This is a genomic window from Amycolatopsis samaneae (assembly GCF_039541975.1).
GTDB lineage: Bacteria > Actinomycetota > Actinomycetes > Mycobacteriales > Pseudonocardiaceae > Amycolatopsis > Amycolatopsis samaneae.
Genome location: NZ_BAABHG010000006.1, coordinates 18,968 through 35,525 on the forward strand (window position 1 = coordinate 18,968; position 16,558 = coordinate 35,525).

Below are 16,558 nucleotides of genomic sequence, written 5' to 3' on the forward strand. Positions count from 1 at the left end.
GTCCCGCGAGCCGCCAAGGCCTCTGAAGGCCACCTTGAGGGAACTCAAGTCCCTCAAGGTGGCCTTCAGAGCACGTCCCCGGCGATCACGCGCTGACACGTGTCGTGCCGAAGTGTCACATTCCGCCGATCCGCGAGCTAGAGTGGGCTTTCACCCAGCTTGGGGATTGCGGGGACTGCGCGTGACGGAACCGGTAGGCGAACAGGGCATCACTCTCTCCCACCGCGAAGCGGTGGCCGACTGGACGGCCGTCCGCGGCGGGAGAGTCCGCTTCGCCTCGGTGACGATCAGCGAGAACACCAACTGGAGCAACTCGTCCGCCGAACGCAATCTGGCCGGCGCGCAACACGCCGGACTGCACACCGGCGGACGGCACTTCGCGCGGCCCGGCGCGGTGCACGACCAGGCCGAGCACTTCGTGCGGACGGCGAGCAGGCTCGGCGCGTTCGCCCCCGGCTCGCTCGCCCCGGCGCTGGAGGTCTCCGCCGAAAGCGTCGACGACCGGTTCGTCAAGACCTGGATCAAGCACGTCCGGCACGCCGCGAAGATCACCACGGTGCTGGTGTACGCCGACCACGACCACTGGGCACACCGGCTGCACCCGGATCGCTGGGCCGACAGCGACGTCGTGCTGTGGCTGGCGCGGCACAACGGGATCCCCGGCCGTCCCGGCTGGTTCCACAGCAGGCTCGGCATGCACGAGCACGCCTTCGGCACCGACGTGCCCGGGATCGGCTGCCCGGTCGCGCAGGACGCGCTCGTCTACCCGTTCACCCTGGCGGACATGCTGTTGTGACGCCGGGGCGCAGCTGCCGGACGGTTTCCCGCACGACGACCACCAGCACCGCCAGCTCCAGCGCCGCCAGAATCCGGAAGTCCACCGGCTCGCCCCCGTCCCCCGCGCGGAACAGGAACGGGAGATAGCTGAGCAGCGAGACGAACTGCACCACGACCGGGACGAACCAGAGCCGTCTGGGCAGGTGGAAGGCGAGCAGCACGGTCAGCAGATCGGCGAGGTAGAAGTACCGCTCGTGCATCGAGGGCAGCACGAACGGGACCAGCAGCACCGAAACCGTGCCGAGCAGCAGGATCCGGGTGTCGGTCGGTTCCGCCCTGGACAACAGCACGAGCAGGCACAGCACGAGCACCAGCAGCCCGGCGAAGAGCACCGCGGGCACGCGCATGCTGTCCATGCCCTCGTTGCCGCGGAAGAACTGCCAGATCGACGGCGCGTTCATGGTCAGCTTCGGCCAGATGTCGGTCTGCCGGACGTAGATCGTCAGCAGCTTGCCCGGGTCCGCGCCCAGCAGCAGCGCCGGGACGTCGAGCAGCAGGTACACCGCCGGGATCGCGAGCAGCGCCCGCCACGGCACCCGGCCGAGCAGCACCATGATCAGCAGCAGCGGGAAGACGAAGATCGCCTGGAGCTTGAACGCCAGCGCGAGTCCGAAGAAGACACAAGCCCAGTAAGGCTTTCTGCGCAACAGGTAGTAGACGCCGCCGAGCGCGAACGACGCGTAGATCGCGTCGCCCTGTGCCCACATCGAGCCGTTGAGCACGACGGTGGGCAGCAGGAAGACGATCAGCGCGGCGACACCGGACACCCACGACCGCGGCCCGAACCGCAGCGCGGTGATCCGGTAGGCGAAGAACGCGATGAGCAGTTCGAAGCCGACCGAGACGGCTTTGATCCCGATCAGCGGCGAGCCGGGCAACAGTGTCACGAGCACCATGACGTAGCGATAGGGCGCGTTCTGGTCCGAGAACTCGTAGCTCAGCGCCGCGAACCGGCCGTGCTCGACGACGAACTCGTACCACTGGCGGTAGTAGTAGAGGTAGTCCGTCGTCTCGTACCGGAACAACGAGATCCGGAGCACCATCGCCATCCCGATCACCGCCGAGAGCAGCACGACCACGTACCGCTGCCGGTTCCGCTCGTGGCGGTCCACCGGCTCCCCCGACGTCGATCGCGGACCGGCCGAGACTTCGTCGGTTACGCAGGTCGACATGGCAGCCGAGGGTAGCGGCCGATTCTGTGGATCGTCAGTGACCTCACTCTCGCTGTCCTTTCCCGCCCGCTATGGCCACAATGTCGACATGCGGCTGGTGCGACGGGTGCTCGACACGGACCTCACACCCGAACGCGCGCTCTCCCGGCTGGCCACGTCCGCCACGGCACGCGGGGCCGCGCCCCCGGCCGCGTTGTGCGGCGAGTGGTTCGGCGCCCGCGCGGTCATCGCGCCCAGCCTGGAACTGACACCGGTTTCGGACGCCGCGGCGGCCTTCGCGATCCCGGCCCGCCAGCCCGAGGTCGCCGACGCCGTGCCGGGTGCCGTCGGCGGCGGTTGGTTCGGCTATCTCTCCTACGACCTCGCCGATCCGGCGAAGCGGTCCGGCGCGCTGCCGCCCGCAGTGTGGGGCTGGGCCGATCACGTACTGCGCTGGGACACCGACGGACGGTGCTGGTTCGAGGCACTGGTTCCCGTCGACGCGCCGGATCCGCTCGGCCTGCTGTCCACTGTGGAGTCCGCGCTCGCCACGCCCGGAGCAGGGGAGACCTGGTCGGCCGGGCCGATGAACCGTCCGCTCCCGTCCGCCCACCACCAGGCGGTGAAGTCGTGCGTGCACGAGATCGAGGCCGGGGAACTGTTCCAGGCCAACATCTGCTGCCGGTTCACCGGCACGTTCGCCGGGAGCGCCACGGCCCTGTTCGCCGAGGGTGTCCGTCGGCTCGCCCCGCGCCGGGCCGCGCACCTGGCCGGCGACTGGGGTGCCGTCGTGTCGTTCTCGCCCGAACTGTTCCTCGCCCGCCATGGCCGGTCGGTGCGGTCGACGCCGATCAAGGGGACCCTGCCCCGGCGCGGCCCGGCCGACGACGGGAACGCGCAGCGGCTTCGCGAGTCCACAAAGGACGTCGCGGAGAACGTGATGATCACCGACCTCGTCCGCAACGACCTCGGCCGGGTGTGCGCGGTCGGGAGCGTGACGGTGCCGGACCTGCTCACCGTCCGCCCAGCACCCGGCGTCTGGCATCTGGAGTCCACAGTGGAGGGTGAGCTGGCGCGGGGGCTGGACGACGCCGGGCTGCTGGCGGCGACGTTCCCGCCCGGCTCGGTCACCGGCGCGCCGAAGATCCGCGCGCTGGATCTCATCGCCGGGCTGGAGCCGGACGCTCGCGGCGTGTACACCGGCGCTATCGGCTGCGCGTCACCGATCGCCGGGCTGGAGCTGAACGTCGCGATCCGGACGTTCGAGATCCACCGGGACACGATCGCGCTCGGGGTCGGCGGCGGGATCACCGCCGACTCCGACGCCGAGGCCGAATGGCAGGAATGCCTGCACAAGTCGGCCCCGCTCACGAAACTGCTGGCCACCCCGCCCCGCTGAGCACCGCCGGCCTCTGAAGGCCACCTTCAGGGACTCCAAGTCCCTCAAGGTGGCCTTCAGAGGCTTCGGTGCGGGTTTACTTCGTGGGGTCGAGCAGGAGTTTGCCGACGGTGCTCCGCGACCGGAGCGCCTCGTGTGCCTTGCGGGCGTCCGAAAGCGCGTATTCGCCGCCGGGCACGGCCCGGATCTTCCCGGCCAGCGCGAGGTCGAACAATTCGGCCAGCGCGGTGCCGAAGACGTTGCCCGGCAGGCGGAACACGTGCGGCAGCCACATCCCGGTGACGGTCGTGCTGTGGCCGAGCAGGTTGCGCAGCTCGACCGGCTTCGGCTGCTCGCGCCCGGCCATGCCGTAGAACGCGAGGCGCCCGAACGGCGCGAGCGCGGCGATGCTCTGGTCGGTGGTGACACCGCCGACCATGTCGAGCACGACGTCGATCCGGCGGCCGTTCGCGGTGAGCAGCGCCTCGGTCAGGTCGGCGGCACGGGAGTCGACGACCACGTCCGCGCCCAGCTCCAGCGCCAGCGCGCGCTTCTCGTCGCTGCTCGCGCCGGCGATGACCCGGCCGGCGCCCCACGCCTTGGCCAGCTGGACCGCGATCGTCCCGACCCCGCCCGCCGCGGCGTGCACGACCACCGACTCGCCCGGCTCGAGGTGGGCGTTCTTCCGCAGCAGCACCCAGGCGGTGGCACCCTGGACCAGCATGGCCAGCGCGGTCAGATCGTCGACACCGTCCGGCACCGCGAACGTCATCGCGTCGTCGGCGACCGCGCGCTCGGCGTACCCGCCCCCGCCGTTGAGCAGCGCCACGACCCGCCTGCCGTCGGCCGTGCGGCCGACGACCTCGCCGCCGGGCACGAACGGGAGCCTGGTCGGCGCGAGGTAGGAGTTCTCCGCCTGGTGGGTGTCCGCGTAGTTGACCCCGACGCGGTCGACCTCGATCAGGGTCTGGCCGGGGCCGGGTTCCGGGTCCGGCAGTTCGACGGGGGTGAGCACCTCGGGGCCGCCGAACTCGGTGACCTGCACTGCGCGCATCTGCATCCTCCTCGCGGTCGAGATGAGACATTCTGACATATGTCTCATGCCGTGACGGTACGTGATAGGTTGACCACATCGAAACCGCAGCCGTCTCCCGTCCCCAGCGGCCCGACGCCGCCCGCGCGTTCGCCGTCGCGCGCGACTGGTTCCTGCACGGACGCCGCATCGACATGCGCGATCTGGCCGGTGCGCTGGACATCAGCCGCGCCACCCTGCACCGCTGGGTCGGCAGCCGCGACCAGCTGCTCGGCGAGATCCTCTGGTCACTCACCGAAGCCGTCCTCGACGCCCGGTCCCGGCACGCGCACGGCCGGGGCGCCGAGGGGATCGCCGACGTCGTCGGTGCCTTCGCCCGCACGGTGAACGACTCCGCGCCCTTCCACGACTTCCTCCGCCGTGAACCCGAGCGCGCACTGCGGATCCTCACCACGAAGGCCAGCCTCGTGCAGAGCCGGACCATCGCGCGGGTGTCCTCGCTGCTGGAATCCGAGATCGCCGGCGGCCGCCTCGACGCGCCGCTGCCGGTGCCCGACCTGGCCTATCTGCTGGTGCGCATCGGCGAGTCGTTCATCTACACCGACATCATCACCGGCGGGACACCGGACGCGGAGAAGGCCCGAGCCGCCGCCAAGGCCCTGCTGGCCTGAACCTGTCCGGCCCCGCCAACGCGGGGAGCACCGTGATCCGCCGGGGATGTTGACCCGAATGGGAGGATCAGCCCCGCGGACGCGGGGAGCGTGTCGATCACCTGCTGGTCGACGAGTTCCATTAAGGAACAGCCCCGCTGACGCGGGGAACACGAGTCGTGCGTCATGAAGACCGCGTGTGACGCGGGACCATCCCCGCCTGCGCGGGGAGCACGGTCACTACGACGCTATCCCGCGCACGCTAGCGGGATCAGCCCCGCAGACGCGGGGAGCACGCGGTCCTGCAAGGGCTCGCCAGCGTCGGGAACGGATCAGCCCCGCTCGCGCGGGGAGCACCTGTCCGGCGCGTACGCAGGCGCCGCCGCAGTTGGGATCAGCCCTGCAGGCGCGGGGAGCACACTCGTTCACCTGCGGCTTTACCGCGAAGATCGCCCGTTTTACTTCACTTTCGCGCCGAGCCTAGCCCCGCACAACCGCGCCACGACGAACACGCGCGGATCCTGCGGCGGTCATGCGCCCCAATGTGGCGTTCGGTGCGTCCAACGCACCGAACGCCACATTCGCTGCGTGGAATCAGGGCCGGACGCGGAGCGTCTCCGTTGAGGGTGGCGGCGGGGGCAAGGAGCGGAGCACCCAATGCCACATTGGGGCGCTCGACGACCGTCACTTCCGGGACGTCAGGACCGCGTCGTACAGCTCCTTTTTGGACACTCCGGCCGCCTCCGCGACCTCGGCCGCCACCGCCTTCAGCCGCTCCCCGCCCGCGACCCGCGCGCTGACCTCCCCCACGAGGTCCGCGACCGACACTGACCGCGGCGCCGCCCCGGCCAGCACCACGGTGATCTCGCCGCGCACCCCGTCGGCGGCCCATGAAGCCAGCGACGACAGCGTCCCGCGCTTGATCTCCTCGTACGTCTTGGTCAGCTCCCGGCATACCGCCGCCTGCCGCTCCCCACCCAACACCGAAGCGGCATCGGCCAGCGTGCTCGCCAGGCGGTGCGGCGATTCGAAGAACACCACCGTCCGCGGCTCGGACACCAGCGTCGAAAGCCACTTCGCGCGTTCACCCGGCTTGCGCGGCGCGAAGCCCTCGAAACAGAAGCGGTCACAGGGCAAACCGGACAAAGCGAGCGCGGTCGTCACCGCGGACGGGCCCGGCAGGCAGGTCACCGGCAGGTCCTCCGCGACGCACGCGGCCACGAGGCGGAACCCGGGGTCGGACACGCTCGGCATCCCGGCGTCGGTCACCAGCACCACGGTCTCCCCCGACCGCAGGGCTTCGACGAGCTTCGGCAGCCGAGAGGTCTCGACGTCCTCGTAGAAGCTCACGACACGCCCATTCGGGGTGACGCCGAGCGCGGTGGCCAGCGAGCGCAGGCGGCGGGTGTCTTCGGCGGCGATGACGTCCGCTTCGGTCAGCGCCTCGGCCAGCCGGGGCGACGCGTCGCGCACGTCCCCGAGCGGGGTGGCCGCCAGCACGAGACGCCCTGCCGTCGGGGAGGAACTCATGGCCGCACTCTATAAGCCCCGTGACAACCCCGGCGAATCTCACCGATCCGCACGACGAGCGAACAGGCCCGGCCGTAGTATCAGGCCCCGTGACCGCACTGCTGACCCGTCCCGACGACGAGGGCGTGCGGCCGGATCCGGCCGAAGCGCTCCGGCCCCCCGCCGACCGGGAAGCCACCCTGCTCGGCCGAGGGATGCCGACCGACCGCCTGCGCGGCTGGATCGTCACGCTCGTGCTCACCGTGATCGGCGGCATCGTCCGGATCCAGGATCTCGCCGGGGCCACCGACGTCGGGACCCCGGTCTTCGACGAGAAGCACTACGTCCCGCAGGCGTGGCAGATGCTGCGCAACGGCGGCTACGAGGACAACGCGGGTTACGAACTGGTCGTCCATCCGCCGCTGTCCAAGCAGCTCATCGCGATCGGCGAATGGCTGTTCGGCTACAACGGCTGGGGCTGGCGGATCGTGCCCGCGCTGGCCGGGACGCTGCTCGTGCTGCTCACCATCCGTGTCGCGCGGCGGCTCACCCGCTCGACGCTGCTCGGCGGGATCGCCGGGGTGCTGGTGATCTGCGACGGCGTGCTGCACCTGCAGTCGCGGATGGGCATGCTCGACATCTTCATCGCGCTGTTCGTGCTCGCCGCGTTCTCCTGCCTGTTGTGCGACCGCGACCAGGTCAGGGAACGGCTCGCGGTCGCGGTCCGTGAGGGCTGGATCGGCGAGTCCCCGTGGGGCCCGAAGCTCGGATTCCGCTGGTGGCGGTTCGCGACCGGGATCATGATCGGCCTGACCTTCGGCGTGAAGTGGTCGGCGCTCTACTACATCGCCGCGTTCGGGCTGCTGTGCGTCGCGTTCGACGTCGCCGCGCGGCGCGCGGCCGGTGTCGAGCGGCCGTGGCTCGGCACGCTCCGCCGGGACGTGCTGCCCGCGTTGTGGGCGATCCTGCTCGTCCCGTTCCTGATGTACCTGGCCGCGTACTGGGCCTGGTTCGCCAGCGAGACCGGCACCGACCGGCACTACACCGAGATCAAGGACGTCGCTCCCGGTCTCTGGGGCTGGGTGCCGCCGGCGCTGCGCTCGCTCGGCGACTACGCGATGAACGTCCTGCACTTCCACGAGACGCTGCTGACCCCGAAGGACAACCCGCACCCGTGGGAGTCCAAGCCGTGGACCTGGCCGATGGGCCTGCGGCCGATGCTCTACTACACCAACGGCAACCTGAGCGGTTGCGGCGAGTCGCGCTGCACCTCGGTCACGATGCTCATCGGTACCCCGGCGATGTGGTGGCTGGCGCTGCCGATGCTCGGCTGGGGCATCTGGCGCTGGTTCTTCCGCGCGGACTGGCGCTACGCCGCGGTGCTCGTCGGCTACTTCGCCGGTCTGCTGCCCTGGTTCCTCAACGTCGACCGGCAGATGTACTTCTTCTACGCCACGCCGATGGCCCCGTTCCTGGTACTGGGCCTGACACTGGTGCTCGGCCAGATCCTCGGCGGCGCGAAACGCGGGTTCGAGCGCCGGGGCACCGGTCTGCTCGTTGTCGCGCTCTACGTCGGGCTGGTGGTGGCGAACTTCGCCTGGCTGTGGCCGATCCTGAACGGCGTGCCGATCACCAACGCGCACTGGCAGGCCGAAATGTGGCTGCCCTCCTGGCGCTGACCCCCAGCCTCTGAAGGCCACCTTGAGGGACTTATACGCCCTCAAGGTGGCCTTCAGAGGCTGGCGGCCAGGTGACTTGCTCAGCTGGACCAACTCTTGCTTGAGTGAGCAAGACGCGCTATGGTTTGCTCATGCCAGCAAAAAGCAGTTCGGACAAGCAAGGCGGCCGGACGTTCATCGAATCGGCCCGCCGGGCGCAGATCGTGGACGCGGCGATCGTGGTCATCGCCGAGCAGGGGTACGCGGGGGCCAGCTTCGCCAAGATCGCCAAGCAGGCCGGGCTGAGCAGCACCGGGATGATCTCGTACCACTTCAAGGGGAAGGACGACCTCATCCGCGAGGTCGTCGCCGAGGTGATGCGGGTCAACGGCGAGTTCCTGCTGTCCAAAATGGACACGGAGGCCAGCGTCCTCGGCCGGCTGCGGCTCTACATCACCGCCCGGCTCGCGCTGCTCGACGAGTACCCGAAGCACCAGCGTGCCCTGCAGACGATCGTGAACGCGGTCCACAACGAGGACCCGGAACTGCGCGGCCTCACCCCCGCCATGACCGCGCTCGCCACCGAGCAGGAGCGGCGGATCCGGGTGGGGCAGGAGCAGGGCGAGATCCGGCAGCTGGACCCGCGAGTGCTGGTACTCGCGGTGAACGGCGCCCTCAACGAAGCCACCAGCCGGGCCGCCTTCGACCCGGACTTCGACACCGCGGCGTGCGCGCGCGAGCTGGCCGACCTCTTCGACCGGGCCGCCCGGAAACAGTGACCGGCGCCGTGCCCACCCCAGACGACAAGGACGAAACCATGACCGTGGACGCATCCACCCAGGCCGTACCGGCGACGCGCACCCAGCGCGAGAAGACCGCGGCGTTGCGCAAACACCTGATACTCCAGGTACTTCTGGATCTGGTACTGCCGCTCGGCGGCTTCTACGCGCTGCGCGCGGCCGGGGTGAACCAGTGGCTGGCGCTGGCGGCGAGCGCGCTGCTCACGCTGCCGATGATCGGGTACACGCTGGTCAAGCAGCGCCGGGTCGACGCTTTCGCGGTGTTCACGCTGAGCATGGTGGCGCTCGGCACGCTCACCTCGACACTGACCGGGGATCCCCGGTTGCTGCTGGTCCGCGACAGCTGGATCTTCGGCGCGCTCGGGCTGTGGGTGCTCGGCACGCTGCTGACCCGGCAGCCGTTCATGCGCTCGATGGCGCGCACGATCGTCACGGTGAAGATCGGCGCCGAAGGGCACCGGCAGTGGGACGCCCGCTGGGACACCGAACCCGCGTTCCGCAAGCACCTGCGACTGGTGACCTTGGTGTGGGGACTGGGTTTCACGCTCGACGCGGTCGTCCGCGTGATCCTCGCCTACACGCTGCCGATCGACTCCGTCCCGCTGGTGAGCACGGTGCAGTGGCTGGTGGTCCTGGCCGGGCTGATCGCCTTCCACGTCCGGTACGTCACCAAGCACGGACTGAAGGTCTGAACCTCACATGGACGCCGATGTCATCATCGTGGGGGCCGGGCCGACCGGGCTGACGCTGGCCAACGAACTGCTCCTGGCCGGGGCACGTGTCGTCGTGCTCGACCGGCTGACCGAACGGAACCCGCAGTCGAAGGCGCTGAACCTCCAGCCGCGCACCGCCGAGCTGTTCGACGCGCGAGGCTGGCTGGCCCCGATCGCCGACCGCGCGCTGACCAATCTCCCCGGCGGGCACTTCGCCGGACTGCCACTGGACTACTCCGTCTTCGACACCCGTTTTCCTTACCAGGTCGGCATTCCGCAGGGTCTGGTGGAGGAGACGCTGGAAACGCGGCTCACCGGGGCCGGTGTCCCGGTCCTGCGGGGCACCGAGTTGCTCGGGCTGAGCCAGGACGCCGACGGCGTCGACCTCACGGTCACCGGCACCGGGGGCGAGCGAACGCTGCGCGCGGCGTACGCCGTCGGCGCCGACGGCGGGCGCAGCCGGGTGCGCAAGGAACTCGGCGTCGCCTTTCCCGGGCGGGACGGCCGGATCTCCCTGGTCGTCGCCGACGTCGAGCTGGCGGACGATCCGGCCCTGCCCACGGAATGGCGGCTGCCGAGCTACGAACCGGCGGAAAACACCACGACCTTCCTGACTCCGTTGGCGGACAACGTGTTCCGCTTCCTGTTCGCGAGCGAGGACCAGCGGGAGCCGGGCCGCGACCTGCCGATCACCGAGGACGAGATCCTGCGGGCCCTGCGGCAGGCGCGCGGGGGCGGGGTGCGGCTGGTGCGGGTCAAGCACGCCTCACGGTTCACCGACGCCTCCCGGCAGGCCGAGCGGTACCGGAGCGGCCGCGTCTTCCTCGCCGGGGACGCCGCGCACATCCACCTCCCGGCGGGCGGGCAGGGGCTGAATCTGGGCGTGCAGGACGCGGTCAACCTGGGCTGGAAGCTCGGCGCGGCGGTTTCCGGCTGGGCACCGGACGGGCTGCTGGACAGCTACCACTCCGAACGGCACCCGGTGGCCGCGCGGGTGCTCCAGAACACCCGCGCGCAGGGCGTGCTGACGGTGCCCGACCCGGACGTTCAGGCGCTGCGGGCGATCACCGCCGAGCTGGCCGCGACCCCGGACGGGAACCGGCTGCTGGCGGGCATGATCTCCGGGCTGGACATCCGCTACGCGATGCCGGACGGCCCGGCGCATCCGCTGCTGGGCGCCCGGCTGCCGGACGTCGAGCTGCGTTCCGGGCGCGGGCTGCTGCTCGGCGGGCGAGCCGGGATCGCCGCCGGATGGCGAGGCCGGGTGGATCACACGCCGGGTGACGACGCCGAAGTCCGCCTCGTCCGCCCGGACGGCTACGTCTGCTTCGCCGGGGACACGGACGGACTCGACGCGGCGCTGACCCGCTGGTTCGGCGCGCCCGACGGGCAGCGAACGCACTTTTCCTTGTCGCACAAGCTGCCTGTCGCCTCCACAGTGGACGGTCAGCCCGCGAAGTAGGCGCCCGGCGTGATGCCGACGGCGCGCCGGAAGGCGGCGACGAACGCGCTCGCCGATCCGTAGCCGATCCGGTCCGCCACCGCCGCGAGGGGCAGCCCGGCTGCGAGCAGCGGCAGCGCGGCCCGCAGGCGCACCTGGGTCCGCCAGGTCCCGAACGTCATCCGGCAGTCACGGGCGAAGATCCGGGCCAGTGTTCGTTCGCTCGCGCCCACCGCGTGGCCGAACTCGGCGAGCCCGCGCGGGTCGGCGGGGTCGGCGGCCAGCGCGGCCTCGACGTCGCGGGCCCTCGGGTCCACCGGCGAGGGCACCACGATCGGGATGACGTCGAGGGGTTCCAGCAGGTCGAACACCACCGCCTCGGCGCGGCGGCGCGGCTCGGCGGCCAGGCCGGGATCGGTCAGGTGGGCCAGCAGTTCGCGCAGCAACGGCCGGACGGTGAGCAGGCGGGGTCCCGGCCAGGTCACCGGGCAGCGCGGTGGATCGGCGTAGATCCCGAGCATCACCGCGTTGCCCACCGACCCGCTGCGGTGTGAAAGGCCCGCGGGCAGCCAAAGCGCGCGGGTCGGGGGCAGCACCCAATGCGCTTCGCCGACGTTCACCGCGAGCACGCCGCGGGCCGCCCAGACGAGCTGGTGGTGTTCCTCGTGCCGGTGCCACGGGGTCCAGGTCCCGGCCGGGAAGTCGAACGCGCCGAGCAGCATCGCGCCGGGCTGTCCGTGTACCCGGGCGGCGGCGGTCTGACCGTCCTGCGACATCACTTGTCAGGCTATCGCCTTCCGGTCAGTATCGCGGCTGCCTACCGTCGAAGTCATGCCGATGAACTACGTGCACCGCAAGCTCTGCAGCTCGGAATTCTGGGCCAGGAAGATCGGCGAGGTCCTGCCGGAGTTCCTGGACGGATTCGACCTCGGCGACGAGGTCCTCGAGATCGGCCCCGGTTTCGGCGCCACCACGAACGTCCTGCTGAAGCGGGTCCCGTCGCTGACCGTGGTCGAGATCGACGACGCCTCGGCCCGCCTGCTGCGGAACAGGTACGGCGACCGCGCGGAGGTCGTGCACGGCAGCGGCGCCGAAATGCCGTTCGAGGACGGGCGGTTCTCCGCGGTCGTGTGCTTCACGATGCTGCACCACGTGCCGACGGTGGAACTCCAGGACGCGATCTTCGCCGAGGCGGCGCGGGTGCTGCGGCCGGGCGGGCTGTTCCGCGGCACCGACAGCCAGCTCAGCCTCCCGTTCCGGCTGCTGCACCTCGGCGACACGATGAACGTCGTCGACGCCGGCACGCTGCCCGGCCGGTTGCGCGCCGCCGGATTCGCCGAGGAACAGGTCCGGCACGTGCCCAAGGAGTACGTCGAGTTCTGCGCGGTGAAGCCCGCGGCCTGACCCCGGCTTCCCTCAGCGGCGCGGTGGCGGCGGCTGCACCTGCCTGGTCCGCTGCGGCTGCGGCGGCTGGCGGGGCACCAGCTGGGTGACCGGCCCGTCCGGCGACTTGCCCGCGCGCGCCAGCCAGCCCTCGACCTCGCGGCGCACCGCGGTCAGGGTGGGGCGGCGCCGGGGCTCCTGGTCGAGCGAGGCGCCCAGGATCCGGGTGTGCGCGCTGTTGCGGGGCAGCCGGGACACCGGTTCGGCGCGGGCGGCGGCCATCAACGCGGCCATCGGCGTCTCGCGGGTACCACGCGGCGGCTGCCCGGACAGCGCGTAGCTGACCGTCGCGGCCAGCTGCCAGGCGTCCGACGCGGGGCTCGCGGGCGCGCCCATCGCGGTCTCCGGGGCGACGAAGTCGGGCGTGCCGATCATCATCCCGGTCGCGGTGAGCTTCGAATCGCCCTGGCTGCGGGCGATCCCGAAGTCGATCAGGTGGGCAAGGCCCGCCGGGTCGACGATGATGTTCGACGGCTTGAGGTCGCGGTGCAGCACGCCCTTCTCGTGCGCGGCGGCCAGCGCCCCGGCCATGGTCGACCACAGCCGCCCGGCGGCGATGTCGTCGAGCGGCCCCTGGCTGTCCACGACGTCGGCGAGCGAGCGGCCCTCCAGGTACTCCATCACCAGCGCGAGGCCGTCGGGCTCCTCGACGAGGTCGTACACCTTGACGCAGTTCGGGTGGTTCACCACGGCCAGCGCGCGGGCCTCCCGCTGCATCCGCTCCTCGGTGTCGCGGTCCGGGGCGTGCGCGATCTTCAGCGCGACGGTCCGGTTGAGCTGGGTGTCCACGGCCTGCCACACGGTGCCGAACCCGCCCGCGCCGAGCTGCCGGACCCGCCGGTAACGGCTGCCGCCCGCGCCACGCGAACCGGGCGGCAGCGGGACCGGCCCCGGCACGGCGGCCAGCGCCGGTGGTTCCGGGGCCTGCGCGAGCGCGGTGGCCGGGTACTGCCGCTGCGGGGGCGGTGGCGGCGGCGTGGGCTGGGCCTGCGAGGGCTGCTGCGGCGGGCGCTGCGGCTCCGGGTCGCGCTTTTCCTGCACCGAGCGGTGGATGACCGACCACGGCGGCGGCCCGACCAGCGCGACCGGGATCAGGCCCAGCACGCTGAAGGGCAGGAACCCGAGCCAGAAGTGGATCGCGGTGTTGGCCTCCATCGAGACACTGACCAGCACCAGGATCACGAACGAGATCCAGAAGAACCGGGACGGCCACTTCGGGCCGCGCCGGAACGCGGTCCGCGCCTGGAGCATCACGAACAGCAGCGAGCCGGCGGGCAGCGCGATGAGCGCGACCAGGTAGTAGACGTAGGAGATCTGCAGGCCGTGCGGGTAGAACAGCGTCTCGTAGACGTTCTGCCCGTCGCCGAGGTAGGTCTTCTGCGGGCCGATGAAGTCCGCGTAGGACTTGTCCATGGTCGACAGCTCGCTCGCGGACAGGCCGCTCTTCTGACCGGCGTTCACCGCGCGGAAGGTCGCCGAGACGCCGTTGGCCAGCAGCCACGGCAGCACCAGCACGCTGACCACGGCGATCCCGCCGAACACCGACAGCGTCACCGAGTCGTAGCGGTTGCCGGTCCCCTTGCGCATGATCGCGACGGTGAGCGCGCCGATGGCGGGTACCAGTGCGACGAGCGCGCCGGCGGTGCTCGTCGCCCATACCCAGTCACCGGGCCAGATTCCCGGCCCGAACAGGGAATGCGCGAGCGAGAGCAGTGCGCTCCCGAGTCCGCCCACTGCCTGGCTCCCCTCACCGTCTGTGTTGTGCCGTGACGTCCGCGTGACGCCACGGGCCTACTCCCCCGTGGTCCAGCTTAGGACGCGTACCGCTCCCGCGAGGTTGCCGGGTCTGTGGCACAGCCCATCCTCCGTAGCCGTCCTGTGACTCCGCTGATAGCGCCTCTCCAGCGTCCCGAGGTTCACCTGAATACCGCAACCTCGGCCGCGTCCCGGCTTTTCACCCGATGTCGGTGATTCCCCGACCGGCGACCCCGGCACCCCATGCCGCCACCGAGCGAACACGGAAAGTCACCACGACGCCGGGTGATCCACTGCCCCGCCGACCCGCGCACCGCCTGCCCGGGGCATCCACAGTGGACGCGCCAAGGGGCCCGGCACCTCGACAGGCCTTCACGGAAACGACGCCGAACACCCGGGTCACAGGCCGTCCTGGCCGGTCACCGGTCCGGACCAGTGCCCCTCACCCAGTGTTGTGTTCCACGCCACATTGGTCTATACCTCTTTAGCGACGCTCCCGATCCCCGACCGGAGGTGCTCCGTGAGGAAGCGCTTGTCCAGAGCCGTGCTGGGCGCGGCCGTCGTGAGTCTCGCGACTCTCGGCCTGCCCGCCATGGCCGGCCCGGCGACGGCCGCCGAAGCCGATCGACACCAGGGAAAAACCGAACGCGGCGTGACCGACGTCGTGCCCGCGCCCGTCCAGGCGAAGGCCGACGCCAGGGCGAACTTCTCGCTCTCACCCCACACCGTCATCCGCGCCGGAAAGGGCGCGGACCAGGTCGCGGAGTACCTCCGCGGCCTTCTCCGACCGGCCACCGGGTACCGGCTGCCGGTCGTGTCGAAGAGCTGGGGCGGACCGGCGATCTCGCTGGAGCTCGGGCACGCCGACCAGCGCGTCGGCACCGAGGGCTACCAGCTCAAGGTCACCCGCGACGGTGTGTCGTTGCGGGCCAACACCACTGACGGTCTGTTCTCCGGCGTGCAGACGCTGCGCCAGCTCCTGCCCTCGGCGATCGACGCGAAGACCGTGCAGCACCGCGCCTGGACCGTGGCGGGCGGCTCGATCCTCGACTACCCGCGCTTCGGCTACCGCGGCGCCATGCTCGACGTCGCGCGGCACTTCTTCGCCCCGGACCAGGTCAAGGCCTACATCGACCAGATCGCCCAGTACAAGATCAACACCCTGCACCTGCACCTGGCCGACGACCAGGGCTGGCGCATCGAGATCAAGAGCTGGCCGCGGCTGGCGACCTACGGCGGCCAGACCCAGGTCGGCGGCGGCAAGGGCGGCTACTACACCCAGGAGCAGTACAAGGACCTGGTGGCCTACGCGGCCTCTCGGCACATCACGGTGGTGCCGGAGATCGACATGCCCGGCCACACCAACGCGGCGCAGGCCTCCTACGCCGAGCTGAACTGCGACGGTGTCGCGCCGCCGCTGCGTACCGACATCGAGGTCGGCTACAGCTCGCTGTGCATCAACAAGGACATCACCTACAAGTTCCTGGACGACGTGCTCCGCGAGGTCTCGGCGCTGACGCCGGGCAAGTACGTCAACATCGGCGGCGACGAGGCACACGCCACCAAGCCGGAGGACTACCTGACCTTCGAGAAGAAGGTGCAGCCGATCGTCGCCAAGTACGGCAAGCTGATCACCGGCTGGCACGACATCGCCAAGTCGCAGCCGCCTGCCTCGGCGATTCCGCAGTTCTGGGGCACCGACGGCGTCAACGCCGACGTCGCCGCGGCCGCCGCGCGGGGCAACAAGATCCTCATGTCGCCGGCGAACAAGGCCTACCTCGACATGCAGTACAACAAGGACAGCCCGCTCGGCCTGCACTGGGCCGGGTACGTCGAGGTCAAGGACGCCTACGACTGGGATCCCTCGACGTTCCTGCAGGGCGTGTCGGAGAGCCAGGTCGCCGGTGTCGAGGCGCCGCTGTGGTCGGAAACGCTGGTGACCAACGACAACATCGAGTACATGGCGTTCCCTCGGCTCGCCGGGCACGCGGAGATCGCGTGGTCGCCGAAGGCCACGCACAACTGGGACACCTACCGCGTCCGGCTGGCCAAGCAGGGCCCGCGATGGACCGCGCAGGGCATCGACTTCTACCGATCCCCGCAGGTCGACTGGAAATAAGCCCCATCCCCCGATGGTCCGTGGGGGCCTCCTTGAGGGACCTAGAGTCCCTCAAGGAGGCCCCCACGGAA

Annotated in this window: 14 protein-coding genes; 9 read left to right on the top strand and 5 right to left on the bottom strand. The window is 70.7% G+C overall.

Annotated elements, in window-relative coordinates; all coding sequences use genetic code 11:
• Window positions 1-181 precede the first annotated feature (181 nt).
• Window positions 182-796: a GH25 family lysozyme gene (locus tag ABD987_RS16675; RefSeq protein ID WP_345393488.1), complete on the top strand. Its 615-nt coding sequence runs from the start codon at window positions 182-184 to the stop codon at window positions 794-796.
• Here the strand turns inward: ABD987_RS16675 and ABD987_RS16680 are convergent.
• Window positions 771-2,009, bottom strand: coding sequence for a hypothetical protein (locus ABD987_RS16680; RefSeq protein ID WP_345393491.1), 1,239 nt, complete (start codon window positions 2,007-2,009; stop codon window positions 771-773). The two genes, ABD987_RS16675 and ABD987_RS16680, sit on opposite strands and share 26 nt — an antisense overlap.
• A gap of 88 nt (window positions 2,010-2,097) precedes the next feature.
• On the opposite strand from ABD987_RS16680, the gene ABD987_RS16685 reads away from it, so the two are divergent.
• Window positions 2,098-3,387: an aminodeoxychorismate synthase component I gene (locus tag ABD987_RS16685; protein WP_345394752.1), complete on the top strand. Its 1,290-nt coding sequence runs from the start codon at window positions 2,098-2,100 to the stop codon at window positions 3,385-3,387.
• 76 nt (window positions 3,388-3,463) lie between these two features.
• Here ABD987_RS16685 and ABD987_RS16690 read toward each other — a convergent pair whose 3' ends face one another.
• Window positions 3,464-4,420, bottom strand: a complete 957-nt coding sequence (locus ABD987_RS16690) for a quinone oxidoreductase family protein (RefSeq protein WP_345393494.1) — start codon at window positions 4,418-4,420, stop codon at window positions 3,464-3,466.
• A gap of 173 nt (window positions 4,421-4,593) precedes the next feature.
• Here ABD987_RS16690 and ABD987_RS16695 point away from each other — a divergent pair, with 173 nt between their 5' ends.
• A complete protein-coding gene (locus ABD987_RS16695; RefSeq protein WP_345393497.1) occupies window positions 4,594-5,070 on the top strand; it encodes a QsdR family transcriptional regulator in 477 nt (158 codons plus the stop codon).
• 663 nt (window positions 5,071-5,733) lie between these two features.
• On the opposite strand, the gene rsmI is transcribed toward ABD987_RS16695, so the two are convergent.
• Window positions 5,734-6,579 carry a 16S rRNA (cytidine(1402)-2'-O)-methyltransferase gene (rsmI, locus tag ABD987_RS16700; protein ID WP_345393500.1) on the bottom strand — a complete coding sequence of 282 codons (846 nt, stop codon included), beginning with the start codon at window positions 6,577-6,579 and terminating at the stop codon, window positions 5,734-5,736.
• A gap of 89 nt (window positions 6,580-6,668) precedes the next feature.
• Between rsmI and ABD987_RS16705 the strand changes: the two genes are divergently transcribed.
• From ABD987_RS16705 to ABD987_RS16720, 4 genes are all read left to right on the top strand, one after another.
• Window positions 6,669-8,237: a dolichyl-phosphate-mannose--protein mannosyltransferase gene (locus ABD987_RS16705; protein ID WP_345393503.1), complete on the top strand. Its 1,569-nt coding sequence runs from the start codon at window positions 6,669-6,671 to the stop codon at window positions 8,235-8,237.
• Window positions 8,238-8,368: 131 nt separating this feature from the next.
• Complete coding sequence (locus ABD987_RS16710; protein WP_345393506.1) at window positions 8,369-8,995, top strand: TetR/AcrR family transcriptional regulator; 627 nt, start codon at window positions 8,369-8,371, stop codon at window positions 8,993-8,995.
• Between the two features lie 38 nt (window positions 8,996-9,033).
• Complete coding sequence (locus ABD987_RS16715; RefSeq protein ID WP_345393509.1) at window positions 9,034-9,708, top strand: VC0807 family protein; 675 nt, start codon at window positions 9,034-9,036, stop codon at window positions 9,706-9,708.
• A gap of 7 nt (window positions 9,709-9,715) precedes the next feature.
• Window positions 9,716-11,191 (top strand): FAD-dependent monooxygenase, encoded by a 1,476-nt coding sequence (locus ABD987_RS16720; RefSeq protein ID WP_345393512.1) that lies wholly within the window; start codon window positions 9,716-9,718, stop codon window positions 11,189-11,191.
• Here ABD987_RS16720 and ABD987_RS16725 read toward each other — a convergent pair.
• Window positions 11,176-11,892 carry an AraC family transcriptional regulator gene (locus tag ABD987_RS16725; protein ID WP_345394755.1) on the bottom strand — a complete coding sequence of 239 codons (717 nt, stop codon included), beginning with the start codon at window positions 11,890-11,892 and terminating at the stop codon, window positions 11,176-11,178. The two genes, ABD987_RS16720 and ABD987_RS16725, sit on opposite strands and share 16 nt — an antisense overlap.
• A gap of 109 nt (window positions 11,893-12,001) precedes the next feature.
• On the opposite strand from ABD987_RS16725, the gene ABD987_RS16730 reads away from it, so the two are divergent.
• Window positions 12,002-12,574 (top strand): class I SAM-dependent methyltransferase, encoded by a 573-nt coding sequence (locus ABD987_RS16730; RefSeq protein WP_345393515.1) that lies wholly within the window; start codon window positions 12,002-12,004, stop codon window positions 12,572-12,574.
• Window positions 12,575-12,586: 12 nt separating this feature from the next.
• Here the strand turns inward: ABD987_RS16730 and ABD987_RS16735 are convergent, their stop codons facing one another.
• A complete protein-coding gene (locus ABD987_RS16735) occupies window positions 12,587-14,347 on the bottom strand; it encodes a serine/threonine-protein kinase (RefSeq protein WP_345393518.1) in 1,761 nt (586 codons plus the stop codon).
• 541 nt (window positions 14,348-14,888) lie between these two features.
• Here ABD987_RS16735 and ABD987_RS16740 point away from each other — a divergent pair.
• Window positions 14,889-16,487, top strand: coding sequence for a beta-N-acetylhexosaminidase (locus ABD987_RS16740; protein ID WP_345393521.1), 1,599 nt, complete (start codon window positions 14,889-14,891; stop codon window positions 16,485-16,487).
• Window positions 16,488-16,558: the final 71 nt, after the last annotated feature.